Source organism: Streptomyces sp. P3 (assembly GCF_003032475.1).
Classification (GTDB): Bacteria; Actinomycetota; Actinomycetes; order Streptomycetales; family Streptomycetaceae; genus Streptomyces.
On sequence record NZ_CP028369.1, the window covers coordinates 67673 to 81105 of the forward strand.

General features: G+C 72.1%; 9 protein-coding genes and 1 riboswitch. Of the genes, 2 read left to right on the forward strand and 7 right to left on the reverse strand.

The genetic code is table 11. From position 1 onward, the window contains the following. Positions 1-10 precede the first annotated feature (10 nt). The 3 genes from C6376_RS00190 to C6376_RS00200 form a co-directional block, all read right to left on the reverse strand. A complete protein-coding gene (locus C6376_RS00190; RefSeq protein WP_107441528.1) occupies positions 11-1198 on the reverse strand; it encodes an alkaline phosphatase family protein in 1188 nt (395 codons plus the stop codon). Beyond that, complete coding sequence (locus C6376_RS00195; RefSeq protein WP_107441529.1) at positions 1198-1794, reverse strand: DUF5998 family protein; 597 nt, start codon at positions 1792-1794, stop codon at positions 1198-1200. Before C6376_RS00195 ends, C6376_RS00190 begins: the two co-directional genes overlap by 1 nt. Before the next feature lie 628 nt (positions 1795-2422). Then, positions 2423-5233: a bifunctional GNAT family N-acetyltransferase/acetate--CoA ligase family protein gene (locus tag C6376_RS00200; protein ID WP_107441530.1), complete on the reverse strand. Its 2811-nt coding sequence runs from the start codon at positions 5231-5233 to the stop codon at positions 2423-2425. A gap of 178 nt (positions 5234-5411) precedes the next feature. On the opposite strand from C6376_RS00200, the gene C6376_RS00210 reads away from it, so the two are divergent. Continuing rightward, complete coding sequence (locus C6376_RS00210) at positions 5412-5693, forward strand: HPr family phosphocarrier protein (protein WP_007385204.1); 282 nt, start codon at positions 5412-5414, stop codon at positions 5691-5693. A 124-nt stretch (positions 5694-5817) separates the two neighbouring features. Here the strand turns inward: C6376_RS00210 and C6376_RS00215 are convergent, their stop codons facing one another. From C6376_RS00215 to C6376_RS00230, 4 genes are all read right to left on the reverse strand, one after another. Then, positions 5818-6513: a GntR family transcriptional regulator gene (locus C6376_RS00215; RefSeq protein ID WP_107441531.1), complete on the reverse strand. Its 696-nt coding sequence runs from the start codon at positions 6511-6513 to the stop codon at positions 5818-5820. Between the two features lie 187 nt (positions 6514-6700). Then, entirely contained in the window at positions 6701-7456 is a 756-nt protein-coding gene (locus C6376_RS00220) for a M23 family metallopeptidase (RefSeq protein ID WP_107441532.1), read from the reverse strand. Between the two features lie 14 nt (positions 7457-7470). Then, positions 7471-7637, reverse strand: a riboswitch (cyclic di-AMP (ydaO/yuaA leader). 210 nt (positions 7638-7847) lie between these two features. Beyond that, positions 7848-9236 (reverse strand): pitrilysin family protein, encoded by a 1389-nt coding sequence (locus C6376_RS00225; protein WP_107441533.1) that lies wholly within the window; start codon positions 9234-9236, stop codon positions 7848-7850. Continuing rightward, complete coding sequence (locus C6376_RS00230) at positions 9233-10582, reverse strand: pitrilysin family protein (protein WP_107441534.1); 1350 nt, start codon at positions 10580-10582, stop codon at positions 9233-9235. Before C6376_RS00230 ends, C6376_RS00225 begins: the two co-directional genes overlap by 4 nt. Before the next feature lie 271 nt (positions 10583-10853). On the opposite strand from C6376_RS00230, the gene C6376_RS00235 reads away from it, so the two are divergent. Further along, entirely contained in the window at positions 10854-13325 is a 2472-nt protein-coding gene (locus C6376_RS00235) for a DNA topoisomerase (ATP-hydrolyzing) subunit A (RefSeq protein ID WP_107441535.1), read from the forward strand. Positions 13326-13433: the final 108 nt, after the last annotated feature.

Here is a 13433-nt window from a genome sequence, read left to right on the forward strand (position 1 = left end):
TTCAGGGGCTTCAGGAGCGTACTTCGAGCAGGGGGACCAGCTGCTCGGCAGGGGTCATGGAGCCGTGGTTGCCGACCATCGACGACTCCTTGGGCTCCCGCTCGGAGGCGATGAGCAGGACGTCGTCCCGGGCGGCCGCGATCACGTCGCCGAGGCGGGCGTGCACCCGCTCGTCGATCCGCGGACCGAACCAGCCCGCGTCGATCGCCTCCTCCCGGGAGGCCACCCAGAACTGCTCGCCGAGCACCTCGCGCCAGCAGGTCAGGACGTCGCCCGCGGCACCCGGTACGGCGTAGACATGGCGGGCGCGGCCTTCGCCGCCCAGCAGGGCGACGCCGGCGCTCAGCTCCCAGTCCGCGTCGAAGTCGATCCGGTGCTCCTCGTCGAAGGGCACGTCGATCATGCCGTGGTCGGCGGTGACGTAGAGCGCGCTGCGCGGCGGGAGCTGCTCGGCCAGGCGCTGGACCAGCCGGTCGACGTACATGAGCTGACCGCGCCAGGTGTCGGAGGCGACGCCGTAGCGGTGCCCGGCGCCGTCCAGTTCGGCGTAGTAGGTGTAGACCAGGGAGCGGTCGCCGGCGGCGAGCTGCTCGGCTGCGCAGTCCATGCGCTCCTCGCCGGTGAGCCGCCCGTGGAACGTTCCGCCGCTGAGCGCGACCTTGGTCAGCGGGGTGTTCTGGAACGTGGGGGACGACACCTGGGCGGCGTGCACGCCCGCCTTGTGGGCGAGCTGGAAGACCGTGGGATAGGGCTGCCAGACGCCCGGCGCGGTCCACGGCTGCCAGCGAAGCTGGTTCATCAGCTCGCCGGTGGCCGGGTTGCGCACGGTGTAGCCGGGCAGGCCGTGCGCGCCCGGCGGGAGGCCGGTGCCGACGGAGGCGAGGGAGGTCGCGGTGGTCGCCGGGTAGCCGGCGGTGAGCGGACGCCCGGTGCCCCCGCGCGAGCTGCCGAGGAGCGTGTGCAGGTAGGGCGCCTCGTCGGGGTGGGCCTTGATCTGTTCCCAGCCGAGGCCGTCGATCAGGAAGACGCAGTTGCGGTCGGCCGGGGTCAGCTCCGGGATGGCCGCGGTCGTGCCCGGTACGCCCATGCCCGCGGCCAGCGTGGGCAGCAGGTCGGCGAGGGAGCCGGAGCCGTACGCGGGGACGGGCGCGGAGGCGACGGCGAGCGGTTCGGGGAAGTCCCAGGCCTGCTGCGTCATCAGCGGGGGACGTCCGCTGTCGCCTCGGAGAGCGCCTGCGCGAAGGCGAGCGCCTGGCGCACCGTCTCCGGGCCGTCTCCGGCCTCGCTGACGCGCAGGCTGAGGTCGTCCGCCGTCGAATTTCCGGTGTAGCCGTGGTCGGCGTCGCAGTTGGGGTCGCCGCAGGCGGCCGGCTCCAGGTCGATGCGGGAGACGGCGCCCCAGCCGATGGTCAGCACCACCTCGCGCGGCAGGGTGCCCGGCGTGTACGACTCCGGGTTGGCGACCACGCGGCTGACGACGACCGACGAGATGCGGCCGAGCTTCACCGACTCCGTGGACGTCGTGGCGTACGGCGTCGGGGAGGTGGTGTCGGCGGCCTGCTCGTCGGTGTGGCTGACGATGAAGCGGTTACCGGTGAGCACCAGCACCGTGACATGCCGGCGTACCTCGTTCTGGTCGAACGTGGTCTCCTGGTGAACCAGGTACGACCGGATCGGATCGCCGCCGACGGCGGCCTCCACCGCCTCGGCCACGAGGGCCGGGTAGTAGCCGCTGCGCTCGATCGCCGCGCGCAGCCCCTGGGTCGTCGTACTGGTCTTGGCCATGGGGTCCATCCTACGGGGACCCACTGACTGCGAGGTGCCTCTCGCGATCGCTTCCGGGGGCCGGAAGCGGGCGCGGGGCGCGTCCCCTCAGCGGTACGGCCGGCGCACCCAGGGGGCGAACCGCTGCCCAGGGGGCGTGTCCCCTCAGCGGCGCGGACGGCGTACCCAGGGGACGGACCGCTGCCCGGGGGCGCGTCCACGCGCGCGTACCTGAGGACGTGCTCCCGGATGATCTCGAGCCGTTCCGCGGCCACGAGGCAGGGGGTGGGCTCGGGTCAGCCCGCGGCCGCGTCGAACGCGGCCACGACCGGGGGTGTTCGCCGAGGCGGCGGTCCGGGCTCGCGAGTTCGCCCGGCGTCGGATCCCGGAACACGGGGTCGTGGAAGGCGGCCGGGCGGGCCACGAAGACACGGAGACGGGATCGGCGAAGACGAGTTCCGGCCCCTGATGGCAGGCCAGGTCCGGCCCGGCCGCCGACCGGAACTCGCCGAGGGTCCGGGCCACCACGTCCCGGTCCCACCAGGACCCCTCGGGCAGGCCGACCGCGGGGTGCCGCACGGCGACGGGTGCCGCGGCCTCCGGCGACCGCGCCGGCTCTCCGCCGTCCCCCGGCTCCCGGGCCGGCGCTGCTCCCACCTCAGTACACCGGCAGGGTCCGGGGACCGAGGTCGTCGCGCGCGGGCGGGGGTGCGAGACGCACGGAGGCGCCGAGGACGGTCAGGCCGTGCGGGGCGACGACCACCGGCTCCAGGGTGACGGCGACGACCTCGGGGTGGTCGTCCACCAGTCGTGAGACGCGCAGCAGCAGCTCCTCCAGGGCGCGCGTGTCGACGGGCGTCGAGCCTCGCCAGCCGAAGAGGAGCGGAGCGGTCCGGATCGAGCGGATCAGCGACGTCGCGTCGCGGTCGGTGACCGGAACCAGTCGGTGCGCCATGTCCCCGAGGAGCTGCGAGGCGGCTCCGGCGAGCCCGAAGGACAGCACGGCCCCCGCCGCCGGGTCGATGACCGCCCGGACGACGGTGTCGACGCCGCGCGGCGCCATCGCCTGGACGACCGGCCTGAGCTCCTGCGGCCGCCCGAAGAGGTCGATCAACTCGGCGTAGGCCCTGCGCAGTTGCTCTTCGTCGGCCAGGTCGAGACGTACACCGCCCAGGTCGGCTCGGTGGCGCAGGTGCGGGGCGGTGGCCTTGAGGGCGACGGGGTAGCCGAGATCCGCGGCGGCCCGCGCGGCCTCGTCGGGAGAGGGCGCGGGTATCGCCCGGCGGATGCGGACGCCGTAACGGCCGAGCAGCTCGCCGGTCTCCTCGGCGCCCAGGGTGAGTCCCTGCCCGCGCGTGAGGAGCCCGTCGATCAGTGCGGCGGCACCCCGCTCGTCGACGTCCTCGTACTCGGGCACCCTGCCCGGGTCAGCCGCCTCGCGCCGCCACTGGGCGTACTTCACGGCCTCGGCGAGGGCGCGGACGGCGCGTTCGGCGGCCGGGTAGGCGGGGATGAGGTGTGCGCCCTCGGGCGCCTCGACGACGGGGGGCTGCGGCTGCCCGGCTTCCTGTGCCGCGGCACGCGCGCGTGAGGCCTCCGCGCGCGGTGCGGTGCTCGCGGCGGCGGACAGCGCCGCCGCGAGGCCGCCGAGCTCCACATGGACCACGAGCACCGGTTTGGCCGGAGCCGCGGCCGCCGCCGAGCGCAGGGCCTCCGCGAGTTCCGCGTCGCCGGGCGAGGTCTCCCCGATCGCCGGGATGGCCGTCACGACCACCGCGTCGCACGTCTCGTCGGCCAGGGCGCGTGCCAGTGCGGCGTGGAAGTCCTCCGCCGCGGCCTCGGTGGTCAGGTCCAGCGGGGGCAGCGGGCGCAGCCCCTCGGAGAGGCAGGCGTCGTACGTGAGCAGTCCGAGAGACTCGGAGTTGCCGAGGATCGCGACGCGCGGCCCCGTCGGCAGTGGCTGACGGGCGAGGAGCAGGCCCGCGTCGACCAGCTCGGTGATGGTGCCCACGCGGATCACGCCGGCCTGCCGCAGCAGCGCCGACACGGTCGCGTGCGGCAGCCGCGTGGCCCGTACGGCGTGCCCCTGCGGGGCGGAACCGGCGCCCTGGACGACGACCAGGGGCTTGACGGCCGCGGTACGCCGGGCGAGGCGGGTGAACTTGCGCGGGTTGCCGATGGATTCCAGGTACATGAGGGCGACGTCGGTGTCGGGGTCGTCGTACCAGTACTGGAGGACGTCGTTGCCGGAGACGTCCGCACGGTTGCCGGAGGAGACGAAGGTCGACACGCCGGTGACGCCGGTGACCCCGCCGCCGCGCCGGTGCAGCCGGGAGAGCAGGGCGATGCCGATGGCGCCGGACTGGGCGAACAGGCCGATCCGGCCCGGCCTCGGCATCTCGGGGGCGAGGGAGGCGTTGAGCCGGACCCGGGGCGAGGTGTTGATGACCCCGAACGCGTTGGGGCCGATGATCCGCATGCCGTACGCGCGTGCGTGGCGGACGAGTTCGCGCTGCCGCTCGCGCCCGTCGGGACCGCTCTCGGCGTAGCCGGCGGAGAGGACGACGAGTCCCTGCACGCCGTGTTCGCCGCACTCGGCGACGACCGCGGGCACCTTCTCGGCCCGCACGGCGACGACCGCGAGGTCCACAGGCTCCGCGATGTCCCGCATCGAACGGTGGGCGGGCACCCCGTCCAGTTCCTTCAGATCCTCGGGAAAGGTCTGGTTCACGGCGTACAGGCGGCCGGTGAACCCGGCCTCCCGGAGATTGCCGAGGACGCTCCGGCCGACCCCGCCCGGGGCGCGGCCGACGCCGACGACGGCGACCGAGCCGGGTGTCAGGAGCCGCCGTACGGAGTGCGCCTCGGCACGCTGCTCCCGGGCGCGCTGCACGGCGAGCGAGCGCTCGGTGGGCTCGAGGTCCAACTCCAGGCGGACGACGCCGTCCTCGAAGCTGCGCTTCTGGGTGTAACCGGCGTCCGTGAACACCTTGATCATCTTGTTGTTGGCGGGGAGCACCTCGGCGGCGAAGCGGCGGATGCCGCGCTCGCGTGCGACGGCCGCGATGTGTTCGAGGAGGGCGGAGGCGACGCCGCGTCCCTGGTGGGCGTCCTGCACGAGGAAGGCCACCTCGGCCTCGTCGGCCGGCGCGGAGGCGGCCATGCCGTCGGCGCCGATGCGGTCGTAACGCACGGTGGCGATGAACTCGCCGCCGACCGTGGCCGCGAGTCCCACCCGGTCCACGAAGTCGTGGTGCGTGAAGCGGTGGACGTCCTTCGCGGACAGGCGCGGGTAGGGCGCGAAGAAGCGGTAGTACTTCGACTCGTCCGAGACCTGCTCGTAGAAGCTGACCAGGCGCTCGGCGTCGTCGACGGTGATGGGGCGCACGCGCGCGGTGCCGCCGTCGCGCAGCACCACGTCGGCCTCCCAGTGGGCGGGGTACTCGTGCCGGTCCGACGCGCTCTGCATGGGGCCCACACTACGGCTCGCTTCCGACAACAGCGCGAGGCAGTCTGGAGGACGCACGTCGGGTCGAGGCCGCGATCCGACGGCCACATGGTGACGGGACACCCAGGGACCGTCCCTCACACGCTTCACGTGTGGAACACTGGTCTAGACAACCTGAGACACCGAAGGGCAGCATCACATGGCTGAGCGCCGCGTCAACGTCGGCTGGGCCGAGGGCCTCCACGCCCGCCCCGCTTCCATCTTCGTCCGGGCCGCCACGGCCGCAGGCATCCCCGTGACGATCGCCAAGGCCGACGGCAACCCCGTCAACGCGGCCTCCATGCTGGCCGTTCTCGGCCTGGGCGCCCAGGGCGGCGAGGAGATCGTCCTCGCCTCCGACGCCGAGGGCGCGGACGCCGCGCTCGACCGGCTGGCGAAGCTGGTCGCCGAGGGGCTCGAAGAACTCCCCGAGACCGTCTGAGCACCGCCGCATTATGCGGCGAAGGGCTCGTCCGAATTACCGGGCGAGCCCTTCGCTTTTCCTGTTCACGGGCAGCATGAGTAATCCCCCGCGAATTACTTCTTCTTTGTATACGGCTCCCGTGTTAATGCCGCAGACCGGTCATGTTTACGGGAGGTTGCGAGGTCCTCACACGGTCTGCGCTCTCGGATCCCCTGGAGAACCGCAGCCGGTGCGCGAGCGTCGCGCGCTCGGTGTGCAGCGCCGTGACAGCCCGCGCGCGCTCCCCGTCGCCGCGCGTCACCGCGTCCACGATGGCGCCGTGCTCCGCCCAGGACGCCACGGGATCGGCCGGCGCCTCCACCGCGTACATCCAGGCGATCTTGTGCCGGAGCTGGGTGAGCATCGACGAGAGGGCGGGACTTCCGGAGGCCTGTGCGAGCGTCTCGTGGAACCAGCCCCCAAGAGAGCGCAGATCCTCGCTGTTGCCTCTCCTGGCCCGCTCCTGACCCAGCCGGACCAGGCCGCGCAGCACCTTCAGATGGGCCTCCGTGCGCCGCTGGGCGGCCCGGGAGGCACCGAGCGGCTCCAGCAGCAGCCGCATCTCCAGCAGGTCCGCGGCCTCCTGCTCGGTGGGCTCCGCCACACACGCGCCCGCGTGCCGCCGGGTGACGACGAAGCCCTCGGCCTCCAGTGTGCGCAGCGCCTCGCGGACGGGGACACGCGAGACGCCGTAGCGACGGGCGAGGAGTTCCTCGGTGAGGCGGCTGCCGCGTTCGTAGACACCCGCGACGATGTCGTCCCGGATGGCCGTGCACACCGAGTGCGCCGGAATTCGCATGACGGACCTCCGCCTTAATCCCCGTGAAACGTCGACGGTTGACGTGTGTTCCGTGACTCTATTGCAATGAGCGGGAATTTCCGACGGGGAGCCGGAATCCAGGGATATTTTTTGGACAGCGGACCCCCGGAAACGGCGAAAGCCCCGGCCGAGGGGCCGGGGCCGAACGATCTGTCGCCGTCATTCGTCAGACGTTGACGCCGTGCCCCCGGAGATAGGCGACCGGGTCGATGTCCGAGCCGTACTCGGGGGTCGTGCGGGCCTCGAAGTGCAGATGCGGGCCGGTGACGTTGCCCGTCGCGCCGGACAGCCCGATGCGCTGGCCCGGGGTGACCGTCTGGCCCACCGACACCTCGATGGACGACAGGTGACCGTACTGCGTGTACGTCCCGTCGTTCATCTTCAGGACGACCTGGTTGCCGTAGGCGCCGCCCCAGCCGGCCTCGACCACGGTGCCGGAGCCGACCGCGTGCACGGTGGTGCCGCTGGCCGCGTGGAAGTCGATGCCCGTGTGGCTGCCGGAGGACCACAGCGAGCTGCTGGCCTGGTAGCCGGTGGAGACGTAGGAGGCGGTGATCGGCGGCACGAAGGCGTTGAGACGCTTGCGCTCGGCCTCGCGGGCGGCACGCACGCGTGCCTCGCGCTCCTCCACGGCCTTCTTGGCGGCGGCCTTGCGGGAAGCCTCCTCGAAGGCGGCCTGCTTCTGCGCGGCGACCTGCTCGTCGACCTGGTCGGCGACGGACTCGGCGACGGACTCGCCGGCCGTGACGACGGGGATCAGACCGGTCTGCTCGGGGGTGGGCTCGGCCGCGAAGGCCGGGGTGGAGGCGACGGTGGCCATCACACCGGTGGTGGTGAGCGCCGCCACGCCGACCGCGCGAGCGGTGGAGCGCTGCATCCGGCTGGGCCGGCGGTGCTTCCCGGTGGCGCAGGTGAACGCCATGAAGTCAGGGGTGTCCTTTCCTTCCCTCTCGCCTACCGGGTTAGCTGACGGGTTCGGAGCAGGAAGGTCTCCTACGGACCCCCTCGCGTGCACGCGGGCGTCCGATTCACCCCAGGGACTTCACAAGTGGGTCCCCGGCTCCCCTGGCTCGCGCCGTACGGGGACTCGGCGATGACTGTCCGGTGCCGCGGCTGCGGCGCAGTGCCTGACGGACAGCCCGGATGAAGCTAAGCGGCGCGGGGATCAATCCTCAAACGGATCACGATTTTTGTAGCGCATCCCACAGAGCAGACAGGCAACCTCCACCCCAATTCGGACAAACAGAAGCCCTGGTGACGCTCGGTCGACCAGGGCCCCTGCGCGTGCGTGCCGTTGCCGCGGCGGCCGGTTGCTACTCGGCGGACACGACCTTCACCTCGCCGATGCCGAGGGCCTCGACGGGCTCCTTGATCCGGGCCGCGTCGCCCACCAGAACCGTCACCAGCCGGTCCACCGGGAAGGCGTTCACGGCCGCCGCGGTGGCCTCCACCGTGCCGGTCGCGGCGAGCTGCTGGTACAGCGTCGCCTGGTAGTCGTCGGGCAGGTGCTGCTCGACCTGGTCGGCCAGCGTGCTCGCGACGGCCGCCGCGGTCTCGAACTTCAGCGGCGCCACGCCGACCAGGTTCTGCACGGCGACGTCCCGCTCGGCGTCGGTCAGCCCTTCGGCGGCGAGGGTGCGCAGCACCTTCCACAGGTCGTCCAGCGCGGGACCGGTGTTCGGGGTGTCGACGGAGCCGCTGATGGCGAGCATCGCGGCGCCCGAGCCGTCCGGCGCGGACCGCAGGACCTGCCCGAAGGCGCGGACGCCGTAGGTGTAGCCCTTCTCCTCACGCAGGACGCGGTCCAGACGGGAGGTGAGGGTGCCGCCGAGACAGTAGGTGCCGAGCACCTGGGCGGGCCACACGCGGTCGTGCCGGTCGGCGCCGATCCGGCCGATCAGCAGCTGCGTCTGGACGGCGCCCGGGCGGTCCACGATGACGACCCGGCCGGCGTCGTCGGCGGTCACCGGGGGCACCGGCCGGGGCTCGGCGGCGGAGCCCGTCCAGGCGCCCAGGGTGTCGCCCAGGAGCGTGTCCAGATCGACCCCCGTGAGGTCGCCGACGACCACGGCGGTGGCCGTCGCGGGGCGGACGTGCTTGTCGTAGAAGGCCCGGACGGACGTGGAGTCGATCTTCTCTACCGTCTCGGCGGTGCCCTGCCGCGGACGCGACATACGGGCCGTGGCCGGGAACAGCTCCTTGGAGAGCTCCTTGGCGGCGCGCCGGGAGGGGTTGGCCAGCTCGTGCGGGATCTCGTCCAGGCGGTTGCGCACGAGGCGCTCGACCTCGCTGTCGGCGAACGCGGGCGCCCTGAGGGCGTCGGCGAGCAGACCGAGGCCCTTGGTCAGGCGCGAGGCCGGGACCTCGAGGCTGATGCGGACGCCGGGGTGGTCGGCGTGCGCGTCCAGGGTGGCGCCGCAGCGCTCCAGTTCGGCGGCGAACTCCTCGGCGGAGTGTTTGTCGGTGCCCTCGGTGAAGGCGCGCGCCATGATCGTGGCGAGGCCGTCGAGACCGGCCGGTTCCGCGTCCAGCGGGGCGTCGAGCAGGATCTCGACGGCGACGACCTGCTGACCGGGGCGGTGGCAGTGCAGCACAGTCAGGCCGTTGGCCAGGGCGGTGCGCTCGGGCGCCGGGAACGCCCACGGCTTGGCCTCGCCCGCCAGGGGCTGGGGGTGGAAGTCCATCGTGGCGAGCTCGGTCACCGGGCCGCCTCCTCGTTCTCGTCCTGGTCGGCGGGGGCTTCGGGGGCGGTGGGCTCGTAGACGAGCACCGCGCGGTTGTCGGGACGCAGGCGGGCCCGGGCGATCTCCCGCACCTCCTCGGCCGTCACGTCCAGCACCCGCTGGACCGCGGTCAGGGCGAGCTGCGGGTCGCCGAACAGGACGGCGAACCGGCACAGTTCGTCGGCGCGGCCGGCGACCGTGCCGAGGCGGTCGAGCCACTCGCGCTCCAACTGGGCCTGGGCGCGCTCCATCTCCTCGGCCGTGGGGCCCTCCTCGGCGAACCGGGCGAGCTCCTCGTCGATGGCCTCCTCGATGACGGGCACCTCGACGTCACCGGACGTCTTCACGTCCAGCCAGCCCAGGGAAGGTGCTCCGGCCAGCCGCAGCAGGCCGAAGCCGGCCGCCACCGCCGTACGGTCGCGGCGCACGAGCCGGTTGTAGAGGCGGGAGGACTCGCCGCCGCCGAGGACGGTGAGCGCCAGGTCGACGGCGTCGCACGCGCGCGTGCCGTCCTCGGGCAGACGGTAGGCCGCCATCAGGGCGCGGGCCGGCACCTCCTCCTCGACGACCTCCCGCACCTGCTCGCCGATGACGTCGGGCAGGGAGCCGTCGCGCGGGGCGGGCTTGCCGTCGTGCCCGGCGATGGAACCGAAGTACTTCTCGATCCAGGCGAGCGTCTGCTCCGGGTCGATGTCGCCGACCACGGACAGGACCGCGTTGTTGGGCGCGTAGTACGTGCGGAAGAACGCGCGCGCGTCCTCCAGCGTCGCTGCGTCCAGGTCGGCCATCGAGCCGATCGGCGTGTGGTGGTAGGGGTGGCCGTCGGGGTAGGCGAGAGCGGTGAGCTTCTCGAAGGCGGTGCCGTAGGGAACGTTGTCGTAACGCTGGCGGCGCTCGTTCTTGACGACGTCGCGCTGGTTCTCCATCGACTCGTCGTCGAGCGCGGTGAGCAGGGATCCCATGCGGTCGGCCTCCAGCCAGAGGGCGAGCTCCAGCTGGTGGGCGGGCATGGTCTCGAAGTAGTTGGTGCGCTCGAAACTGGTGGTGCCGTTCAGCGAACCGCCCGCACCCTGGACCAGCTCGAAGTGGCCGTTGCCCTTGACCTGGCCGGACCCCTGGAACATCAGGTGCTCGAAGAGGTGGGCGAGGCCTGTACGGCCCTTGACTTCATGGCGTGAGCCGACGTCGTACCAGAGGCACACCGCCGCCACGGGGGTCAGGTGGTCCTCCGAGAGCACCACGCGCAGGCCGTTGGCCAGGCGGTGCTCGGTCGCTGTCAGGCCCCCGGAGCCTGCCTGGGCTGTGGCCGTGTGACCCATGGGCATGTACGTCCCTTCCGATCGCGGACGCGGTCGTCGAAACCGCGGTTTTCCTGCCGGTCCTGTCACTGTATGCAAGCGTGCGGACAGGAGGCGAAGTTCCCGGACGACATACGCCGAGAGCGAGATCGCGTAGCCTGCGGGCAGCCGTGGACGAGGCGACTTCGCGGGCGGGGCCGAAGGGCCGACGCCGGGTCCTCGCCCGCCCTGTCAGTGCCACGGTCCACAATGGTCCGCATCAGATCCCGTCACACGCCCCAGCAAGGAGCCGGCAGCGATGGCCCGCCGCAGCACGAAGACCCCGCCGCCCGACGACTCGTACGAGGAGCGGATCCTCGACATCGACGTCGTCGACGAGATGCAGGGCTCCTTCCTCGAGTACGCGTACTCGGTCATCTACTCCCGCGCCCTGCCGGACGCCCGTGACGGTCTGAAGCCGGTGCACCGCCGCATCGTCTACCAGATGAACGAGATGGGCCTGCGCCCGGAGCGCGGCTATGTGAAGTGCGCCCGTGTGGTCGGCGAGGTGATGGGCAAGCTGCACCCGCACGGCGACTCGTCGATCTACGACGCCCTGGTGCGCATGGCCCAGCCCTTCTCCATGCGTGTGCCGCTGATCGACGGCCACGGCAACTTCGGCTCCCTCGGCAATGACGACCCGCCGGCCGCCATGCGGTACACGGAGTGCCGCCAGGCCGCGGCGACGAGCCTGATGACGGAGTCGATCGACGAGGACACGGTCGACTTCGCGCCGAACTACGACGGGCAGGAGCAGGAGCCCGTCGCACTGCCCGCCGCCTTCCCGAACCTGCTGGTCAACGGCGCTTCCGGGATCGCGGTCGGCATGGCCACGAACATGCCGCCGCACAACCTGGGCGAGGTCGTCGCGGCCGCCCGCCATCTGATCCGCTATCCGGGCGCGGATCTGGACGCCCTGATGAAGTTCGTCCCCGGCCCGGATCTGCCGACCGGCGGCCGGATCGTCGGCCTCTCCGGAATCCGGGACGCCTACGAGAGCGGCCGCGGCACCTTCAAGATCCGCGCCACGGTCGCGGTGGAGACGGTCACGGCCCGCCGCAAGGGCCTGGTCGTCACCGAACTGCCCTTCACGGTCGGCCCCGAGAAGGTCATCGCCAAGATCAAGGACCTGGTCGGGTCCAAGAAGATCCAGGGCATCGCCGACGTCAAGGACCTCACCGACCGGGCGCACGGTCTGCGTCTGGTCATCGAGATCAAGAACGGCTTCGTGCCGGAGGCGGTGCTGGAGCAGCTCTACAAGCTGACGCCGATGGAGGAGTCCTTCGGCATCAACAACGTGGCGCTGGTGGACGGCCAGCCGCTGACGCTGGGCCTGAAGGAGCTGCTGGAGGTCTACCTCGACCACCGGTTCAACGTCGTGCGCCGCCGCAGCGAGTTCCGCCGCACCAAGCGCCGTGACCGGCTGCACCTGGTGGAGGGCCTGCTGACGGCCCTCGTCGACATCGACGAGGTCATCCGGCTCATCCGCTCCAGCGAGAACAGCGCGCAGGCGAAGGAGCGCCTGATGGAGCGCTTCGGGCTGTCGGAGATCCAGACCCAGTACATCCTGGACACCCCGCTGCGCCGCCTCACCAAGTTCGACCGCATCGAGCTGGAGGCGGAGAAGGAGAGGCTCACCGGGGAGATCGCCGAGCTGACCCGGATCCTGGACTCGGACGCGGAGCTGCGCAAGCTGGTCTCCGCGGAACTCGCCACGGTGGCCAAGAAGTTCGGCACCGAGCGGCGTACCGTCCTGCTGGAGTCGTCGGGCGCCACGGCCGCCGCCGTACCCCTCCAGGTGGCGGACGACCCGTGCCGGGTCCTGCTGTCCTCCACGGCGCTGCTGGCGCGCACGGCGAACGGCGACCCCTTCACGGCGAACACCGAAGACGGGGACGGGGACGGCACTCGCACCAAGCACGACGTGATCGTCTCGGCGGTGCCGGCCACCGCGCGCGGCGAGATCGGCGCGGTGACGTCCTCAGGTCGTCTGCTGCGGATCAACGTCGTCGACCTGCCGCAGCTTCCGGACACGGCGTCCGCGCCGAACCTGTCCGGAGGAGCCCCGCTGGCGGAGTTCGTGTCCCTCGAGGGGGACGAGACGGTGGTCTGCCTGACCACGCTCGACGAGTCGTCCCCCGGGCTGGCCATCGGCACGGAACAGGGCGTCGTCAAGCGGGTCGTGCCCGACTATCCGACGAACAAGGACGAGCTGGAGGTCATCTCCCTCAGGGACGGGGACCGGATCGTCGGCGCCGTCGAACTGCGCACCGGCGACGAGGATCTGGTCTTCATCACGGACGACGCCCAGCTGCTGCGCTACCAGGCGTCCCAGGTGCGTCCGCAGGGCCGTGCGGCGGGCGGCATGGCGGGCGTCAAGCTCACCGAGGGCGCGAAGGTGATCTCGTTCACTGCCGTGGACCCCGCTGCGGACGCCGTGGTGTTCACCATCGCCGGCTCCCGGGGGACGCTGGACGACTCCGTCCAGACGACCGCCAAGCTGACCCCCTTCGACCAGTATCCGCGCAAGGGCCGCGCCACCGGCGGTGTGCGCTGCCAGCGGTTCCTGAAGGGCGAGGACTGCCTGTCGCTGGCGTGGGCGGGCCCCGTCCCGGCCAAGGCCGCCCAGAAGAACGGTCTGCCGGCCGAGCTGCCGGAGATCGACCCGCGCCGTGACGGCTCGGGCGTGTCGCTGGCGAAGACGGTGAGCGTGGTGGCGGGGCCGATCTAGTGCGTGGCCGGAAAGGTCTGCCGAGAAGCTCGCGGCGTCCGGTGCGGTGGATCGCAAGGCGGAGCATCGCCCGTGTACGGGAGGTACTCGGGTGATGCGACAACGCGG

Coding starts and splice junctions, on each gene's coding strand:
- C6376_RS00200 (WP_107441530.1), bottom strand. CDS start 5,233: ATGCAGAGCGCGTCGGACCGGCACGAGTACCCCGCCCACTGGGAGGCC.
- C6376_RS00210 (WP_007385204.1), top strand. CDS start 5,412: ATGGCTGAGCGCCGCGTCAACGTCGGCTGGGCCGAGGGCCTCCACGCC.
- C6376_RS00190 (WP_107441528.1), bottom strand. CDS start 1,198: ATGACGCAGCAGGCCTGGGACTTCCCCGAACCGCTCGCCGTCGCCTCC.
- C6376_RS00220 (WP_107441532.1), bottom strand. CDS start 7,456: ATGGCGTTCACCTGCGCCACCGGGAAGCACCGCCGGCCCAGCCGGATG.
- C6376_RS00235 (WP_107441535.1), top strand. CDS start 10,854: ATGGCCCGCCGCAGCACGAAGACCCCGCCGCCCGACGACTCGTACGAG.
- C6376_RS00230 (WP_107441534.1), bottom strand. CDS start 10,582: ATGCCCATGGGTCACACGGCCACAGCCCAGGCAGGCTCCGGGGGCCTG.
- C6376_RS00195 (WP_107441529.1), bottom strand. CDS start 1,794: ATGGACCCCATGGCCAAGACCAGTACGACGACCCAGGGGCTGCGCGCG.
- C6376_RS00215 (WP_107441531.1), bottom strand. CDS start 6,513: ATGCGAATTCCGGCGCACTCGGTGTGCACGGCCATCCGGGACGACATC.